The sequence below is a fragment of the Microbulbifer sp. MLAF003 genome (assembly GCF_030012965.1).
GTDB lineage: Bacteria > Pseudomonadota > Gammaproteobacteria > Pseudomonadales > Cellvibrionaceae > Microbulbifer > Microbulbifer variabilis.
In genome coordinates, this window is the sequence record NZ_CP120232.1 from 1,763,522 (window position 1) to 1,780,605 (window position 17,084).

Here is a 17,084-nt window from a genome sequence, read left to right on the forward strand (position 1 = left end):
AGGAATTGAATCCTTTTTCCCGGTAAGAATCAAGCGGTGACGCCGTTAATTCAAGCAGCCTGGATTGGCGCTTCCAAACCGATTTCCTTCCCAAATGTTGGTTCCGGTGCAGTCTGGATCAAAGAGGTCAGACAAGTCATATGGCTCATTGTCAAAAACAATATTCCCAATGATTTGATTTCCGGCTGCTGCCTCATCAGTAACCACAATTCCACCAAACCCCTCTGAGAGATTAGAGCCATTTTCGATTACGGTATTCTGGGTAATCCTGCTACCCACAGTGTTATCAATCTCAATTCCGATTTCGGCATTAGACCTAACAACATTTTGCCCGACTGTGGCGAAATCGCCATTTACCCTGATGCCATTTTCAAGGTTGTGTTCGATAACATTTTGGGCGATATTGGAATAGTCCCCAATTATTTCAATACCCTCTTCATTAAATCCAGAGATATGGCAGAAGGTAACACTATTGTAGTTTCCACCTACTTCTATACCCTCATCTCCAATACCGCTAATCATGCAGTTATTAATATTATTGTTACTTCCCGCTATCATAATGCCATCTGCATTGGTGGAGCCTGCAAGCCCTGTAAGCATTACATTTGTCACAGTATTGGTTCCGCTGGCTAAGCGAATACCATCCCGGTCAAAATCAATAATTTCAATGTTGGAAATAGAGTGAGTTCCGTGGTCTTCAGCAGAAATCCCATTCTCGCAGCCGGAGATCTTTCCTCCTGATACACTAGCACTCGCCCCCTTCAGAACTATGCCAAAAGACTGCATCTCAAATGGAATCTGAATCGAACAGGAAATTTCAGCATCTTCTAATATAAGGCTGCCGAAGGGCCCAATTACAGTTAAGGCTACAGGGTTCTCTGCAGTTAGCTCGCAGTTGAGGTCCTGTGTGAGAACTCTTGGTTTTATAATGGTGGCGCCGCACTCTACTGCAAATACTTGTGATGAGCCAAATGATGCTAAGAGAATTAATGAAAAAGTTAGAATTTCTCTCGGCAGGTTAAGTATGTTGATCTTCATGTTGATTTCCCTTTCAGATGGTTATGATTTTCCGGATGTCACTATAAAAGAGGATCGCCTGATACGTGCTTTGGTAGGTTAGACTTTTTTGGAAGAGTTAATGGTGAGGTTATATCAGAAATGTAGATGGGGCTTTTAAAAGCAGTAGTTTAGATTGGTGTTAAGCCAAGAATATTAATGGTGGACATTACTTCGTCGCTCGGGAGCGGAAGCGCTGGACATTTAACAAGCAAGAAATAAAAAAGGCCTACGCAAGTAGCGTAAGCCTTTTCAATATGGCGCGCTCGGGAGGATTCGAACCTCCGACCGCCTGGTTCGTAGCCAGGTACTCTATCCAGCTGAGCTACGAGCGCGTCGAGGAGGCGCACAATATAGATAGGCAAAGATAGAGTCAAGCATTTTCTTCATTCTAGATGCATATTTTGACATTTAGTGACCTGGAGGCCTGTTTATGCGGTCTTCTTTGGAAACTGTAAGGAGCTTATCTAAGAAGGGTAGGCAGGAAGCCCCCTGTAGGGCTTCCTGAAGCTCATGCGAGACTTGCCAGGTTGTTTGGTGATTATTGATTGATCGTACCGCTATTGTTTGCTCCCAGCTGGGTCACGTTAGCAAGTTGTGAGACACCATTTTGATTGGCTGTAAGGCTGTTCAGGCTCCCGCTTTGCAGGGAGGTTAAAGTATGGCTCATACCACCCTGATTAGATACAACAGAATTTTCCATACCACTCTGGGTGGTCCATGAGCGAATTAGCGAACCTGCCTGAAAAATATTTTGCGTATTTAGCATACCTTGCTGGTTAATATTTAATTGACTAAAGGAGCTACCGAATTGATTAGCCTGTACTGAATTCTGCTCGCCAATCTGGTCAACAGTAGCAAAATTGTTGCTGCCTCCACCTTGGCCAAGGCTTATCATATTCCCTGTGCCAAATTGCGTGGAGCTGGCAAAGTCAGAAGTGCTTAGACTGTGAGATATTCCACTCTCATTTTGATCCCCGATTTGTAAAATCAGTACGGTACCAAAGGAGCTTTGAATCTGTATCGATACCCCGTTATTGTTGCTGCCGTCCTGGGTCATACTCATAAAGTTATTAGTACTGTCTATTTGGGTGAGCGCTGTATTGTTGGAGTCACCCTGCTGCAAAGAAATGGCTGTATCATTAGATGAATTAATTTGGGTGGCGCTTGTGCCATTATTGGCCCCGAAGAGTGTTTGTGACACCGTAGTTCCGATGGTATTAATCTGAAAATTTGACAGTATGTTTCCATCGCCACTCTGCAAAATAGTCATATTGGAGGATACGGCATTCTCCTGTTCCAAATTGAGAGAGCTATTTCCGCTGCCTATTTGTGTGTGACTGATAGTGCTATTTAAAGTGGTTCCAAATTGAGTTGCGTCTGAGAAATTATTACTACCATTTTGTATTTGTGAAATGGTGCTGCTGTGAGTACTGAGGTCAGCTTGATCAGCCATGGCCATGTTGCCTGTACCGATCTGTTCAATAATAGAGGTATTGTTTCCTGCTAGCACGTGGATACTGGCGGTGATAAGCGTAACTGCCGTGACTAAAAGCTTTGGTCTCATAAGGCGATCCCTTGGATGTAGGTGGCAACAGTAATTTGGCTGAAATCAACAGGCTGCATATGTATGGCCGGTTAACTGGGGCAGGGAAGGACTCTGCGTGAGTGATAATTCCAGAACTGAGGCTGGGTGTTTCGGGACTTCTCACCAAGCAGGTTGGGCGCCGGCACGAATAGACTGCAAATAGCCGTAATCCACGATTACTCTGACAATTATCTCACGGGAGGCCTATGCTTATCCCGGCGCAGCCATCCTTATCGCAACTTCCTGATGAGGTCAATCGGTGCATTGAAAGTGTTGTAGATTTTGAGCCGGTTTACTATGGGAGTTAAGTAGGAAAATAGTAGGAATAAAGTGTAGGGTTTTTTATCACGTATATCATAGGAATAACAGACAGTTAACTTGGCGGGGGCGTTCTTTGCAAGAGCACCCCCGCTCTTAGAGACAAGAAGTAACTAGCAAGTATTGATACTGCTACTGGTTTACAGTGCCGGTGTTACTACTGCCAAGCTGTGTAATGTTGGCAGTCTGGGAGGCTCCGTTTTGGAAGGTGGTTGCTGTATTAAGCGTGCCACTTTGAAACGTGGTTGCGATATGCCCATCTCCAAAAGGTTGATGGAATGAATCGTTTTGTTGACCGAACTGTGTTGTCAGTGACTGAATAAAGGATCCTGCACCATTGGAGAATGCGATATTCAGCGTACCATTTTGGAGAACCTCAGTATTGGCGAATTCACCAAAAGACTGGCCGGTTGAAGCTTCATTTTGTGAACCGATTTGTACGACATCAATGGTGCTATTGTCGATAAAGCCTTGTACGCCGCTACCCTCATTGTCATCACCGAACTGAGACACACTGATAGAGTTAAAATTGATTGGGCCTCCTCCGGTGGTGGCAGTATTTTGCATACCAACCTGCTGCACATTGAACTGGCTAAATGAAGCCTCGACAGTATTTAAAAGTGCAATATTGGATGATCCAATCTGAACATAATTGCCAATATTCGACGTGCTCAGCACCTGAATAGTCGTAGAGATATTCAGGTCTCCCAGCTGGAAAACAGTTGAGTTGGATTGGTCAGACCACTGTTGAACCTGACTTGATCTATTGCCAGAGCCCTGCTGAATCAGACTCATATTTGAGTCTTGGCTTTGAAATTGAACAGCAAATACTTCGTTAGTATCCCCGTTCTGTAACAGCTGTATTGATGAATTACTTGCCCCTTCCTGCTCCAGGAAGCTAGAGAAGTTATTGTCGCCAATCTGGGTATGAACAATAGTACTGTTGAGGGTAGTGTTAAATTGTGCAGCATCGGAGAAGTTGTTGTCCCCGTTTTGCGTTTGCACCATTGTATTGCCTTCACTGGTAGGGTCGGATTGATCCCCTAAGGCAGTATTTCCTGTGCCGTTCTGGTTCACTACCCGGGTGTTGTTGTTTGCCAGTATTGATGTACTGGCGATGGCGAATACGATAGCAGTGGCTAAAAGCTGCGGTCTCATTGGGTACTCCCTTACTTACAGTGGATTATGCAACGTGTGATTGATACCAGAGAGACGTATACACTTCGGGTGGGAGTTTTGGGGGAAGTAAAGGGTTAGACGTGAGTACAGCTAAAAGAGTTATGGCTGAATACTACGGAGGAGACCTCCAAACAGGCAGGGAGTCGGCACTACTGATGGACTGCAAATATCGCCGGGCCAGGTTTTCACTCTGTCAATTATCTCACGGGAAACCCATGGGTAACCCCGTTGCAGCCATCCTTATCGCAACTTCCTGATGAGGTCAATCGGTGCAGGGAAAGTGTTGTTGATATGGGGCAAGGTTGCCATGGGAGGTAAGTGCCAAATCACTAGGACAAAAGTTTACGTTATATGCAGCTTGGGAGAGGGCGTCGGCGAGGGCTCTTAAGGGCAGATAACAAAAAAGCCCGAACCTTTCGGTGCGGGCTTTCGTGTATGGCGCGCTCGGGAGGATTCGAACCTCCGACCGCCTGGTTCGTAGCCAGGTACTCTATCCAGCTGAGCTACGAGCGCGTTACGGGTGCGGATAGTATAGAGGGTGTTCGCCGAAGTCAACTACTTTTTTACAGAAAAGTCGTTATAAATCATTGCCTTACCTTCTATAAGCCCGGTATCCGAGGGATGTTGGAGGCTGGGCGGGAGATAGCGGCCACAACTTCAAGGAAATGAGTCTGGCTCAGAAGGGTCGGTCGGATCATGTCAATACCGGTATTTATGCATAGAGGGTGGATTCAGTGGTGGGGTGTTGTGCTAGGCCGGGAGGCGTGTCCTCAGTTCAGACAAAGCTGAAGCCAGCTGGATAGCTATGGTAACCATCAAAGTCCCCTTTACTGAGTGCAACACCATGGGCGCGTGCGGTCCCATAGACCAGGCTGATATGGAATAGGAGGTTTGGCAGTATGTATTGGTAGATAAACTCAATTTGGGGCAGCTGCACCTCAATAAAACCGGCTTTGTCAGTGATTATCCTGCTGGTATCAAGTTGCGTTACTTTGGGTAAGGTATCCAGGTACTCCAGTGTTCTCTGGATAGTATCTTGAATATCCTCTTTTATAACCCCTTTCTTATCGAATGAAACAACTTTCCGGCCAACCAATGGGCAGTATCCGCGCAAAGCAAAATTGGCTGCAATTTTTGCATTGTCTCCCATGGAAAACATATCCGGGGAAAGCTGCTTGCCGAACAATGATTGTGGAATTTTATTAGTAATTAAAAGTAATTGGGAGAGGTGATGACAAAGAAGGCTTTTAATGGGAGGTTGCATAGAAATCTGTCTGTTAATTGGTCGGGAAGTAGTTAACGCTCAGTAAATGCGTAACTGGCACCGATGCAAAAAAATCCATTTTCGTTATCTGAATAAGATACTGATGGGTTTTCACCAGTGATAGGCATTTCACCGCTAAACCATTAAGTATCGATGCAAAACTATATCCCAGCTCCAGATATAGAGATTTTTCTTTATCGCATTTACTACATTAAATACTGAGCCAAAGTCTCCCAGTCAAAGCGCCGCGGTTTGCCGTCACTAAACAGTATTTCAATTCGCTGGTCTTCCCATTTCAGCACCCGTCCATGGCCGAGTTTGCGGTGGCGTAGGCCCTCGCCGGGTTCCGGTTTGCGTATGGGCGCACGTGGGGCGCTGATATTGGGGTTGTAATCACAGGCTTCCAGGTAGTGGAGGGCCTGGCGGGAGACAGGGATATCAGTATCTATCTGTTCAGAGCGTTGACGCAGTGAATCCGCCATCAACTTGCTCAGGGGAAGTTGCATTTCACTGATAAACAGTGAAGGCTGGGAGGCTTCGGGGTCTTTTTTATTGGCTGCCTCTGTCGGTGCCAGCAGAAATAGTTTTGACTTTGCCCGGGTTATGGCGACATACATCAGGCGGCGCTCACTCTCCAGGGAGGCGGGGGTGCTGAAATCCCGTTGGGGCTGGTAGGGCATATTGTGCTGGGTGAGAGTGGGAATAATTACCTGATCCCACTCCAGTCCCTTGGCCTGATGCATGGTTGTTATCTGGATGGCATCTGCCTCAGTTTGCTCTCCTTCGCGGTGTTGTCGCTGCAGCTCCTGAAGGTGGGCAAGGGCTTCTATGGGCGGCTGTTTGAGTGTGTCCAAATATTGGCAGAAGGCGAGGATGGTTTGCTGCCGTTCTTCTCCCTGCTGGCGGGTGAAGGCGTCGTCAGCAATTCCGCTGAGGAGTTCCAGTTCGCCGATATGTCTTCGCAGCAGCTCACCGGCATGGCCGCGCCAGTTTTCAATTTGGGTTAGCAGATCTGCGCGCTGGCGCAGGCGTTTGGTTTGTGGCTTGCTCAGGTCTTCCGGCAGCAGGTGTACCAGCTGCTTGCCCCAGCCTTTATCCAGGGCGGCGAGGGAGGAGCAAATGGGCTCCAGTAGTTTGCGAGGAATACGCACATGGGGCGCAGTTAGCCACTCGTAAAGCCCCTGTTGACGCCGTTTGACGGGCAGCTCGGCAAATCGGCCTGAGGCAATATTCAAACTCCAAAAAAGTGGCCTTAATTCGCGGCGTGATAGCACCGTATTGCGGCTGGCAGATTTGTACGGAATATTGTTGGCCAACAATGCCAGTTCAATGGGAGCCGCAATAGACCAGAGGCGAACTAGCACGGCGATATCATTGAGTGGCTGCCCATGCTTTTGGCAGCGGCGCAAATGCTCTACCAGCCAGCGGCCTTCTTTATCGGTTCTAACCAGTTCGATTTCTGTATACCGGTCTTCATCGGCGGAAACACAGAATATATCGGCGCGTTCGCGATTATTTTCGATAAAGTGATTGGCCGCCAGGGATAGCTGGTGGCCGTAACGGAAGGTGCGGCTCAGGTGATAAATATTTGAGGGCGGAAAATCGCCATCAAAAAATGTGAGCAGGAAATCTGGCTTGGAGCCGCGCCATTCATAAATAGTCTGGTCCGGGTCGCCAATGGCAATTACGTTGCCGGATTTTCCGTAGAGTACGCGCAATAAAAAGTGCTGTATTTCGTTGATATCCTGGTACTCATCCACCAGGATATCTTCGTAATAGCTACCGTATTGTTCGGCCATCTGCTCATCGAGGCTGAGCAGCATGGCGGGATCGTAAATCAGGTCGGCGTAAGTAACAGCATTTTGGCTACGGCGCCAGGTCTCGAAGGTACGAAACACCTGCAGGAAATACATGTACTCATCGCCGAGTTTCAGCTCCTGAAATGCGCTGAGGTCCCCGGATAGAATGGTCTTGGTGTAGTCAATAAAAAATTCTGCAGCTTCGATCTCCGATTGCTTACGCGCACGGATTTCCTCCAGCTCGTGGGTGGGGGCACATTCCTCAATCGCCTTCCAGATCTGCAGTTGAACAGTGGATTGGGGGAGAGGGTGAGATTGGCCGCAGCAATATGATCATTGGCGATCATGCGTTGGTATAAGCGGTAGCCCATACTATGGAAAGTGTGTACCGAGGGAATAGGTCCATCCGCAAGGTGCCGCATACGGCGATCGAAATCTTCCCGCGCACTACGGTTATACATCAATACCAGCAGTCGCTCAGGAGAAATACCGGCATCCAGACGGTTTTTCACATAGTGCAGCAGGGCAGTGGTTTTGCCAGAGCCGGCAACGGCAATAATTTTGGCATGACCACCGGCGTGATCTGCAATTGCCTGTTGCTCAGTGGTGAGAGTATTGCCGCCCATCGTGTGCTTCGCCCAAATACTGGATATTTTGCCAGTGTAGGGCCGGCGCTTACAAGTTTATGGGGGATTTCGGTTCAGGCAGGATCAGCGGGAGGGTTGGGCCCGGCAGCTTGATTGTCGTCATCGATCTTATGGTGGCGCAGGGCCAATTCAGCAATATAAGAGGACAGGAACACCCTGCCGCTCAACTCCTGCAATAGCTTGGAGCGCCCCAGTCGGTCCAGTACTGGCCCTTTCACTTCTGCCAGGTGCAGGCAGATATTACGCTCCAGCAGGTCGCGATTGATTTGTTGCAGACGCTCGATGGCAGTGCTGTCAATACGGTTGACCGAAGAGAGAATCAGCACCAGGTCGTGCAGGTTGGGGTGGCGCTTGACCTCCACCAACAGACGCTCTTCGACTGCACTGATATTGCTGAAGAACAGGTTCTCATCGATGCGCAGGAAGAGGATATCCGGCAGGGTTTTCACTGTGTGGCGTAGCACATTGCGAAACTGCTCAGTGCCGGGAACCCGTCCCACCACGGCAATATGAGGCCGGCTTGTGCGCCAGATCAGGGTAGCGAAAGAGAGTCCTACACCCAGGCCAATCCCGGCCTCCACCCCAAACAAGAGTACCCCCAAGAAAGTACCGCCCATGGCAAGGCCGTCGGTGCGGTCGTAGCGCCAGTGGTGGGCCATTGCGCGGACATCTATCAGGTTTGCCGCCGCCACTATTATTGTGGCGGCCAGTACGCAGATCGGCAGTTCGGTAAAAACCTTGGTGGCATACAGCAATACCAGTGCGATCACTATCGCTGCAATAATCCCGCTGAGCGGGGTTTTCGCGCCGGCTTCATCATTAACGGCAGTACGTGCAAAACTGCCGGTTACTGCAAAGCCTCCGGAAAAAGCGCTGAAAAGATTCGAAGTGCCGAGGCCGCGCAACTCGGCGTTGGGGTTGAGTTTTTCTCCCCGGCGCAGGGCAATACTGTGGGCTACTGAGAGGCTCTCGACAAAACCGAGCAGGGCAATAATCAATGCCGGCAACAGTAGCTCGTAAACCATGCCCAGATTAAAAGAGGGCACCTTTAGGGCCGGTAAGCCCGCGGGAATCACGCCAACCACCGGAAGCTCTTTTTCCCAATGAAAGATGGTGGTGAGCAGGACCGATATCAGGACGATCAGCATAGGTGCCAGTCGCGAGAGCAGTTTTGCCCGCGGTGGGCTGGCCCCCATTTTGCGCAACAGAAATGGCAATCCCAGGCGCGCTGCAATCAGGCTGGCCAGGGCCACAATTCCCAGCAAGGCGGCTTCCGGATCTGTCATAGGGGAATTACTGAGAGTGCTTACCAGAATCTCCAGAGCGGTGTGCCCCTCACCCTGAATACCCAGCAGCGGTGCAATCTGCCCCACCATAATCAATATTGCTGCGCCGGAGACAAAGCCATCCACCACCGGCAGGCTCAATAAATTGGACAGGCTGCCAAGGCCCAGTAATCCCATTATTAGCAAAATGATCCCGCTGAGCAGGGCCAGGAGGATGGCGCCGTTTATATATTCCTCGCTACCTGGGGTGGCGATGGGGGTGAGGGCTGAGGCAGTCATCAGAGCCAGAACGGCTACCGGACCGACGGACAGTACAGAGCTTGAGCCAAATATTGCGTAGCCAACCAGGGGTAGTAGCCCAGCATAAAGGCCCAGGTAAGGCGGCAGGCCGGCAAGTGCTGCATAGGCCAGCGCCTGGGGTATCAGCATCATGCTGGCCAGGAGCGCGCCCACGGCATCGCCTACCAGCCACTTGGGCTGGTAGCGCTTTAACCAGGGTGGGATAAGGTGGTGAGCTCGCATTCCCTTGCCTGCTGAAGATTGGCCTGCTTCAACAAGATAGTTGGCTTGTGCTGCGCTAGTGGTTAAAGCGCGGGGTTAGCTCTGGGCTGCGACAGTTTTACGGGCGCCGAACTGGAAAATACCCATGCCGGTGAGCATTGCCAGCGTAAAAACCAGGGCCTTTTCCTGGCCGGCACCTGTGGCCACAATCGCTGGGCCAGGGCAAAAGCCTGCCAACCCCCAGCCCACGCCAAACAGCAGGCCGCCGATTACCAGGGGGCGATCAATATCGGCACTGGTAGGTAGCTGCAGGGGCTCTTTAAGGAGAGAACGGCTGCGTCCCTTTACTAGCTGAAAGGCTGGCAGCCCAACGGTAATTGCACCGATCATCACCAGTGCCAGGGATGGGTCCCAGGCACCGGCCAGGTCTAAGAATCCCAGTACTTTCTCCGGGTTTGCCATGCCTGAGAGCAGCAGGCCCAGTCCAAAAATCAATCCGGCCATTAGTGCGATTACTCTGGATTTCACTGTCATTCCCTCCATCAGGCTACCAGTAAGTGGCGCAAAACATATACGGTGGCAAAGCCCGCACCCATAAACACCAGCGTGGCAACCAGTGAGCGAAGAGACAGGCGGGACAGCCCGCAAACACCGTGGCCGCTGGTGCAGCCGGAGCCATAGCGGGTGCCAAACCCCACTAACAGTCCGGCGACAATCAGGGTTGAGTAACCCGCATCAATTTTTATTGGGGGTAGGGCAGAAAAAAGTTGCCAGGAGAGGGGGCGATAAGCATCCCGGCAATAAATGCCAAACGCCAACCAATACCTGTCCCCCTTTCCAATAGGCCGCCAATAATTCCAGAAATACCGGCAATGCGACCATTGAAAAGCAGTAAAAGGGCGCTTGCGAGCCCAATGAGTGCACCGCCAGCGAAAGCGGTAGTGGGGGTAAAGGCCGTCCAATCGATAGTCATGGGTCTACTCCGCACAATAAAGTTGGTATAGGGTTTGCAGCAGGGTGAGAACTCGCTGGTCAGCTACCCGGTAATACACGTGTTTGCCCTCGCGGCGGGTGGCCACCAGCCCTTCGCGGCGCAAAATACCCAGCTGTTGGGACAGGCTGGGTTGGCGAATTCCCAGCCTTTCTTCAAGTTCGCCTACATTTAGTTCTTCCTGGCTCAGCTGGCAGAGCAGGATCAGGCGGTCCTGATTGGCCAGCGAACGCAGCATGGCCGCAGCCTGGCCGGCGGATTCGCGCATCTTGTCGAAGTCGAGATTATTGGGGTCTGGCATAGCGCTGAGCCTGTGAACAATTTACAAAATAACAATATATTGTTTTATATATTATCAGAATGTATATTGATAGCATAGTGAGTGCTGGAGGGCATGAAATGCACCAAGAGAAGCAAGTCGCTCAGGTAAAGCCGTTCCTTGATCGGGACACAGAAACCTGGAGCTATGTGGTATACGACAAGGAGGGGGCTCCGCCGCAGTGGTGGATGCTGTGCTCAACTTTGATGTTGCCTCCGGGCGAACCGGTAGCCAGGGGGCAGAAGAGATAGTGTCGTTTATTCGCGATAAGCGGCTGACCCTGGAATGGATATTGGAAACCCACGCCCATGCGGATCACCTTTCAGCGGCCCCCTTTCTGCGGGAGCAGCTGGGTGGGCGTATCGCTATCGGTGACCAGATTTGCCAGGTGCAGAAAATCTTTCGCGATGTCTTTAACCTGGAACGGGAGTTCCTCGCAGACGGCAGCCAGTTTGATCATCTCTTTAAAGATGACGACACCTTTAAGGTGGGAGCGCTGGAAGCGCGAGTGATGTACAGCCCTGGGCACACCCCGGCAGATATGGTTTGGTTAATCGGGGACGCCCTGTTTGTGGGAGATACCCTGTTTATGCCGGATGTGGGCAGCGCCCGCTGCGATTTTCCCGGCGGTGATGCCACACAGTTATATCAGTCTGCACGCAAGATATTGTCCCTGCCAGAAGAAACCCGCATGTTTATGTGCCATGACTATCCACCTAAAGGCAAGCGGGATTACCAGTTTGAAACCAGCGTAGGGATTCAGCGCCGGGAAAATATCCACTTGCGCGATGGTGTCAGCGAAGAAGAGTTTGTAGAAATTCGCAAAAAGCGCGATGCCAGCCTGAATATGCCGAAGCTGATTATCCCCTCTGTGCAGGTAAATATCCGCGCGGGACAAATGCCTCCGGCAGAATCCAATGGTACTGTCTATTTAAAGGTTCCGCTAAATCAGCTTTAGCCATTTGTTAAAGTGTCCCCAGAGGATTGGATTAAATCAATTTTGAGGCGAACATGAACATTAAAAAACTGGATGACCAGGTCAGCGTTTCCGAACATATCACCTGTGACGCTTTGGCGCCCTTGGCGCAGAATGGTATACAGGTTGTGGTTTGTAACTGCCCGGAAGGAGAGAGTGAAGCGCATCCCAGCTATGCCGATATGAAGCTTGCAGCGGAAGAAGCTGGAATTAAGTTTGTGGCAATTCCCTTTACCCGTGGGCGTATGATGCGAGAGCACTGCGAGGCCTTTCGCAATGTGCTGCAAGAGGGAAGTAAAGTGCATGCATTTTGCCGAACCGGAAACCGCTCCAGCCAGGTTTGGGCGGGGGCCAAAATCCTGATGGGTGCAGATAAAAAGCAACTGCACTCCCAGGCTCAAGGGGCGGGTTTTGATATTAGTGCAGTACTGGTCACAATCGAACCTTAATCTCATATATTTTTCAGCAGTCAATTCTGGCTGCTGGTGATTAACTATTCTCTATGGCGGTACAACCTGGTGCCGTCTCTAATCTTTCTTGAGTCCTGCGTATAAGGGGGCCGTGGATAGAGAAAAATGTGAGCAGTAAATGATGGCCAAGCAGCAGTTTTCCAGATGGTTTCCTATTCTCAACACCCTTACTTTTTATGATCGGGACACCCTCATTCGGGATCTTTTGGCTGCAGCAATTGTTACAGTACTGTTGATTCCACAGTCTCTTGCTTACGCTCTACTCGCCGGTCTGCCAGCTGAAGTAGGGCTCTATGCCAGTATGGTGCCCCTTATCGTCTACGGTGTTTTTGGCACTAGCAATACTCTATCGGTGGGGCCGGTTGCTGTGGTTTCCCTGATGAGTGCTGCCGCATTAGGAGAAGTTACAGCGTCAGGTGCTGTGGACTACCTGAGTGCCGCTGCCGCTCTTGCGCTTTTATCTGGGGCTATCCTCGCAGTACTGGGTGCTTTGCGTCTTGGCATGCTCGCTAACTTTCTCTCCCACCCAGTGATATCTGGTTTTATCACTGCCTCTGCCTTATTGATAGCACTTAGCCAGTTGCGGCATCTGCTGGGTATATCTGCCAGTGGTGATACTGCGCCCGAATTGCTTGTCTCCCTATGGGAAAATTTAAGTGCAGTTAATAACCTGGCTTTAATAACCGGCTTGGGAGTCGTGCTGTTTCTATATTGGGCTCGAGCTTATGGGGCAACACTGCTGAAAACCTTTGGTTTATCATCGGGCACTGCCGAACTCCTATCTAAAGCTGCTCCAGTATTGGGGGTGTTGGCAACGATTGGTTTGTCATTTTGGATGGACTTTGAAGTGCGGCAAGTAGCCTTGGTAGGTCTTATTCCTGCAGGTTTACCATCGCTGACCGTGCCCAAAATATCGTTGCCGTTACTTGAGACTTTACTGGTGCCGGCATTAATGATCGCCATTATTGGCTATGTGGAGTCTGTATCTGTTGCCAAAACCCTAGCGGCTAAGCGCAGGCAGAGAATTGATACCAATCAGGAATTGGTTGCCCTGGGTATGGCCAATGTGGGGGCTGGTCTCTCTGGCGGATTTCCTGTGAGTGGAGGCTTCTCCCGCTCTGTGGTGAATGACGCAGCCGGTGCGCAAACGCAATTCGCCAGCATCTTTACCGCGGTGGGCATTGCCCTGGCCGCACTCTTATTAACCCCGTTTCTTTACTATCTCCCCAAAACCACTCTGGCTGCTACGATTATTGTTGCAGTTCTCTCGCTGGTGGATTTTTCTATCCTGCGTAAAACCTGGCATTTTGCTAAGGCGGACTTTCTAGCAGTAACCCTGACCATCGCCGTTACACTGCTGTTCGGAGTAGAGCCCGGCGTTGCCTGCGGGGTAGGTGCTTCGCTGCTGTTATTTATTTATCGAGCTTCCAAGCCGCATATTGCGGAAGTTGGACTGGTGGAGGGGACGGAGCACTTCCGCAATATTCATAGGCACCAGGTAAAAACTGTTCCTGAGATTCTTAGCTTTCGTGTAGATGGGCGGTTGATCTTCTCTAATATTGGCGTTTTAGAAGAGCGTATCTATGCAGGCCTCGCCAGTAATCCTCAAGTGAAGCATGTGATATTGATGTGTAGTGCGGTGAATGAGATAGATTGGAGTGCCTTGGAGGTATTGGAGTCTATCAATGGCAATCTACTGGATAGAGACATTCAACTGCATCTGTCGGAAGTTAAGGGGCCAGTGATGGATTGCCTGGAGAGGAGTAGTTTTCTGCAGAAGTTATCTGGAGATGTATTCTTGAGTCAGTACCAAGCATTTTCTTCTGTTGTAGAATATTAACCTTAACTATTCGTAATCCACTTAGATGTTTTTATAAAAAATGGAGAGCGAGGCTCTCCATTTTTAAGTTGTTAGTGATTTCTCTATGGCTGAATTAATTAATGTTGTTTGAGTGGTAAATCATCGCTTGCCAAACATTTTGCTTGCCGCCACCGTAGTTGTCATAGGTAGGGTTCTTGATGTATGACCAGGCTACTTTACCGTTACCAAGGAAAATGGGTTCATCTAGGCCACCCCAACCATATTTAGTCAGTTTAACTGGCCCTTCTAACACATTCAGGTCTGCGTCAATCTCCATAACATAATAGGCTTTAGGGACCAGCATACGCATTGCGCCATTCTTAGCTGAACTTCGGTTATATGACAGGTTGTCGGAGATACACTGAAATTGTGCGTAGCCAAACAGGTAGCGACCATTTTTCAAATCGATAAGTTGAGGGTCACTGATTTGACAGTCGGGCTCCTCTACCAGCCATTTGAAGCCTTGCCCCTCGATACTGCCGTTACCATCGACTTTGGCGATGCCAATACGGGTTAAAGAAGAGGCGTCCAAGGCATCGCCTCCGCGTAGGCCCTGTCTGGAGATGGTTGGGTTGCCGCTGCTTGACATATATGAGAAGAAGCAATTTGTACTATCTGAACATTGCTCATCAAAGGGGCCTCCACTACTTGTATCAATGCCGTATTTGCTTTGAAGGAAGCTATTCATTTCTTCGTCATCGATATACTTGGGGGAGACGATAAGCGATAGATTTGTATCTTCATCAACCGGAACTACCGTGTGCCCACCTCCATTGGAGAAGAATGCATTGTCGGACGGGACCAGGTAATTGTAATTTCCTTCAAATCTACTGGTTGAGGAAGTATCCTCCATTTTGATAGCAATAGTGTTTAATCCACGAGACTGATTATATTTGCCGCCATCGCTGGTACAAATTGCTCCATATTTTTCATTGTCTGGGTTATAGAAAGCCCGGATATTTAATACATGGCCATAGCCACAAAGCCAATACCAACCCCTATTATTGCTGCCACTCATGTTTAGGGACCAGTTGTCCCGATCAATGACGGTCATTCCTGCAGAATAGTGGGAGCCACCATAGCTGCCGTCAAAAACTCGCGCTGTCACGGAGAACGCATAGCTGGTACGGCCTTGGCTATCATTATCCACATAGATAAGCTCCTGGGCTCCGGCATGGCCACCACCGTGCATCTTGTTTACAACATAGGCTGCGGGCTTTTCACTGAGCGGTTGATTGTCCCACTCCATTAGCCAGATCTGGTCGTTATATTTATAGCCTCTCTCACGAATGTACTCGACCATCGCGTTATAGTCGGCTTCAGAGAGCTGATCGACGATATAAGCCATCTCCTCTTGCATCTCATTTCCTTTAATTGTCTTAAAGGATGGAGAATCACCAAAATCAGTCTCAGGGAAATTGGCTTTAAGCCCGGGGAGGAAGTCCTCAAATGTTAGGGTTGGATGATCAGTAAAGTAGCCGATGTACTGACTATGATTGGTTGATATCATCAGGCCGATGTCCCTTTCAATACGGGCATCAATAGGGCTGATATTGTCCTCCATTTTCATCCAATCGCTGCCGTATTGCTCTACCAAGTCACCCTGCACCTCATAACGCTTGTTTGCCTGGTATTCAGTGTTGCACAAGACCGCAACCCGGGAGCAATCTGAGCTGGCCGCAATTCCATGCGACTCGTAGCATTGTTTTAGTATCGTTGTGTTACCGGTTTGATCGAAGCTTGAAGTCTCTGGGTTATATTGCAGCTCATAAACAGTGCCATAAGTGACTTCATCATCTCCACTACCCTCGCTTAGGGTCTTGGAAACAAATATCCGAGGTTTATCAGTGTCAGTTGCGCAGGCAGCCGTGTAAGTTCGCATGGGGACCGACTTTAGGGTGTCGTCCTGGGTGCTGTCTGTCCTGGCAATATAGTGTGGGAGCCCGTGAACCTCTTGAGCATTGGGTTGGCCATTCGGTAGGGTGATATCCCGAGAAGTAATTCGGGCAAATCCCAAGTCTGCAGTTTCAATATCGCCAACAGTCACTGTGCCGGGTTCATTGTCTGGAAGTGGTGTAGTGCTACCTGATCCGCTGCCGCCCGTACCACTGCCACCTGTGCTACCCCCGGAGCCCTGGCCACTACCATCTCCCCCTGTGGATGGGGATGGATCGGAATCCGAAGAGGAGCCCCCACCGCCACCGCATGAAGCCAATACGATAGTAAGTGTCAGTGCCAAAATTTTCTTGCTAAATAGCTTATCCATAGTCTGCTCAAAGATACATTATTTAAATCGAATGCAATGTGGGAACTTGTGGACCACTTCACAATGTTGAAAAGGCAAAATTGGGGGACCATTCTAGTTCCCTTTATTTACTTTTCTGTGCAGTACTTAATATATCTTCTACTGGGTCACTATATTGAAAGGAAATCTGGTATAGGCCCTCTTCTTGACCAGTTGGAGAAGTTTTAAATGGAATCACTAGAAGTTTTGTCGAAGACTGAATAGGAGAGTAAGAGTACCTATGGATCAATGCCAGTGTCTGATTTTTATCAATAAGTGCGACTAATTTTTTGACGAGGTCTCACAGTGGAAAAGGTCGGTATCTTAGTTCATGTTAGAGTAACTTCGATTGCGATTGGCAAAAGGAATATATGTATGTCAGGTAAAATCTGCCTGTTTATGAATAGACGATGTGTGCTTGATGCCCACAAATTTATTTGTCAAATGCTTCAATGATTTATGATTCAAGTGTCATACAAGGTTTGGGTATTACACTTCATAACTGACAGCAAGTTTTGGATTTTTTGCTAGACAGCTTTCGCTCA

The 17,084-nt window shown here is 49.3% G+C and carries 16 protein-coding genes and 2 tRNA genes; 4 read left to right on the forward strand and 14 right to left on the reverse strand.

Annotated elements, in window-relative coordinates; genetic code table 11:
- Positions 1–45: 45 nt before the first annotated feature.
- The 13 genes from P3339_RS08570 to P3339_RS08630 form a co-directional block, all read right to left on the reverse strand.
- Positions 46–1,038 (reverse strand): right-handed parallel beta-helix repeat-containing protein, encoded by a 993-nt coding sequence (locus tag P3339_RS08570; protein ID WP_282953057.1) that lies wholly within the window; start codon positions 1,036–1,038, stop codon positions 46–48.
- A gap of 276 nt (positions 1,039–1,314) precedes the next feature.
- Positions 1,315–1,391: transfer RNA gene (locus tag P3339_RS08575), tRNA-Arg, on the reverse strand.
- A 206-nt stretch (positions 1,392–1,597) separates the two neighbouring features.
- Positions 1,598–2,623, reverse strand: a complete 1,026-nt coding sequence (locus P3339_RS08580) for a serine-rich family protein (protein WP_282953058.1) — start codon at positions 2,621–2,623, stop codon at positions 1,598–1,600.
- Between the two features lie 471 nt (positions 2,624–3,094).
- Complete coding sequence (locus P3339_RS08585; RefSeq protein WP_282953059.1) at positions 3,095–4,120, reverse strand: hypothetical protein; 1,026 nt, start codon at positions 4,118–4,120, stop codon at positions 3,095–3,097.
- 457 nt (positions 4,121–4,577) lie between these two features.
- Positions 4,578–4,654: transfer RNA gene (locus P3339_RS08590), tRNA-Arg, on the reverse strand.
- 262 nt (positions 4,655–4,916) lie between these two features.
- Positions 4,917–5,405, reverse strand: coding sequence for a DUF1993 family protein (locus P3339_RS08595; RefSeq protein WP_282953060.1), 489 nt, complete (start codon positions 5,403–5,405; stop codon positions 4,917–4,919).
- Positions 5,406–5,611: 206 nt separating this feature from the next.
- A complete protein-coding gene (locus P3339_RS08600) occupies positions 5,612–7,318 on the reverse strand; it encodes an ATP-dependent helicase (RefSeq protein WP_282953061.1) in 1,707 nt (568 codons plus the stop codon).
- A 17-nt stretch (positions 7,319–7,335) separates the two neighbouring features.
- Entirely contained in the window at positions 7,336–7,830 is a 495-nt protein-coding gene (locus tag P3339_RS08605; RefSeq protein WP_282953062.1) for a UvrD-helicase domain-containing protein, read from the reverse strand.
- A gap of 74 nt (positions 7,831–7,904) precedes the next feature.
- A complete protein-coding gene (locus P3339_RS08610; protein WP_282953063.1) occupies positions 7,905–9,659 on the reverse strand; it encodes a SulP family inorganic anion transporter in 1,755 nt (584 codons plus the stop codon).
- A gap of 75 nt (positions 9,660–9,734) precedes the next feature.
- Complete coding sequence (locus P3339_RS08615) at positions 9,735–10,172, reverse strand: YeeE/YedE family protein (protein WP_282953064.1); 438 nt, start codon at positions 10,170–10,172, stop codon at positions 9,735–9,737.
- 8 nt (positions 10,173–10,180) lie between these two features.
- Positions 10,181–10,456 (reverse strand): YeeE/YedE family protein, encoded by a 276-nt coding sequence (locus P3339_RS23790; protein ID WP_282953065.1) that lies wholly within the window; start codon positions 10,454–10,456, stop codon positions 10,181–10,183.
- Entirely contained in the window at positions 10,381–10,611 is a 231-nt protein-coding gene (locus P3339_RS23795; protein WP_282953066.1) for a YeeE/YedE family protein, read from the reverse strand. Before P3339_RS23795 ends, P3339_RS23790 begins: the two co-directional genes overlap by 76 nt.
- Positions 10,612–10,615: 4 nt before the next feature.
- Complete coding sequence (locus tag P3339_RS08630; protein ID WP_282953067.1) at positions 10,616–10,930, reverse strand: ArsR/SmtB family transcription factor; 315 nt, start codon at positions 10,928–10,930, stop codon at positions 10,616–10,618.
- Positions 10,931–11,028: 98 nt separating this feature from the next.
- On the opposite strand from P3339_RS08630, the gene P3339_RS08635 reads away from it, so the two are divergent.
- From P3339_RS08635 to P3339_RS08650, 4 genes are all read left to right on the forward strand, one after another.
- Complete coding sequence (locus P3339_RS08635) at positions 11,029–11,199, forward strand: hypothetical protein (protein ID WP_282953068.1); 171 nt, start codon at positions 11,029–11,031, stop codon at positions 11,197–11,199.
- Entirely contained in the window at positions 11,142–11,906 is a 765-nt protein-coding gene (locus tag P3339_RS08640) for an MBL fold metallo-hydrolase (protein ID WP_282953069.1), read from the forward strand. The genes P3339_RS08635 and P3339_RS08640 overlap by 58 nt, the downstream gene beginning before the upstream one ends.
- Before the next feature lie 53 nt (positions 11,907–11,959).
- Positions 11,960–12,373, forward strand: coding sequence for a protein tyrosine phosphatase family protein (locus P3339_RS08645; RefSeq protein WP_020413245.1), 414 nt, complete (start codon positions 11,960–11,962; stop codon positions 12,371–12,373).
- A 139-nt stretch (positions 12,374–12,512) separates the two neighbouring features.
- Positions 12,513–14,234: a SulP family inorganic anion transporter gene (locus P3339_RS08650; RefSeq protein WP_282953070.1), complete on the forward strand. Its 1,722-nt coding sequence runs from the start codon at positions 12,513–12,515 to the stop codon at positions 14,232–14,234.
- A gap of 94 nt (positions 14,235–14,328) precedes the next feature.
- On the opposite strand, the gene P3339_RS08655 is transcribed toward P3339_RS08650, so the two are convergent.
- On the reverse strand, positions 14,329–16,521 hold the full coding sequence (locus tag P3339_RS08655; RefSeq protein WP_282953071.1) for a hypothetical protein: 2,193 nt from the start codon (positions 16,519–16,521) through the stop codon (positions 14,329–14,331).
- Positions 16,522–17,084: the final 563 nt, after the last annotated feature.

Excerpts from the sequence above, each read along its gene's own strand:
- P3339_RS08580 (WP_282953058.1), bottom strand. The coding sequence starts at position 2,623 with ATGAGACCAAAGCTTTTAGTCACGGCAGTTACGCTTATCACCGCCAGT.
- P3339_RS08585 (WP_282953059.1), bottom strand. The coding sequence starts at position 4,120 with ATGAGACCGCAGCTTTTAGCCACTGCTATCGTATTCGCCATCGCCAGT.
- P3339_RS08610 (WP_282953063.1), bottom strand. The coding sequence starts at position 9,659 with ATGCGAGCTCACCACCTTATCCCACCCTGGTTAAAGCGCTACCAGCCC.
- P3339_RS08600 (WP_282953061.1), bottom strand. The coding sequence starts at position 7,318 with ATGTATTTCCTGCAGGTGTTTCGTACCTTCGAGACCTGGCGCCGTAGC.
- P3339_RS08635 (WP_282953068.1), top strand. The coding sequence starts at position 11,029 with ATGCACCAAGAGAAGCAAGTCGCTCAGGTAAAGCCGTTCCTTGATCGG.
- P3339_RS08605 (WP_282953062.1), bottom strand. The coding sequence starts at position 7,830 with ATGGGCGGCAATACTCTCACCACTGAGCAACAGGCAATTGCAGATCAC.
- P3339_RS08645 (WP_020413245.1), top strand. The coding sequence starts at position 11,960 with ATGAACATTAAAAAACTGGATGACCAGGTCAGCGTTTCCGAACATATC.
- P3339_RS08630 (WP_282953067.1), bottom strand. The coding sequence starts at position 10,930 with ATGCCAGACCCCAATAATCTCGACTTCGACAAGATGCGCGAATCCGCC.
- P3339_RS08615 (WP_282953064.1), bottom strand. The coding sequence starts at position 10,172 with ATGACAGTGAAATCCAGAGTAATCGCACTAATGGCCGGATTGATTTTT.
- P3339_RS08595 (WP_282953060.1), bottom strand. The coding sequence starts at position 5,405 with ATGCAACCTCCCATTAAAAGCCTTCTTTGTCATCACCTCTCCCAATTA.
- P3339_RS08655 (WP_282953071.1), bottom strand. The coding sequence starts at position 16,521 with ATGGATAAGCTATTTAGCAAGAAAATTTTGGCACTGACACTTACTATC.
- P3339_RS08570 (WP_282953057.1), bottom strand. The coding sequence starts at position 1,038 with ATGAAGATCAACATACTTAACCTGCCGAGAGAAATTCTAACTTTTTCA.
- P3339_RS23795 (WP_282953066.1), bottom strand. The coding sequence starts at position 10,611 with ATGACTATCGATTGGACGGCCTTTACCCCCACTACCGCTTTCGCTGGC.
- P3339_RS08650 (WP_282953070.1), top strand. The coding sequence starts at position 12,513 with ATGATGGCCAAGCAGCAGTTTTCCAGATGGTTTCCTATTCTCAACACC.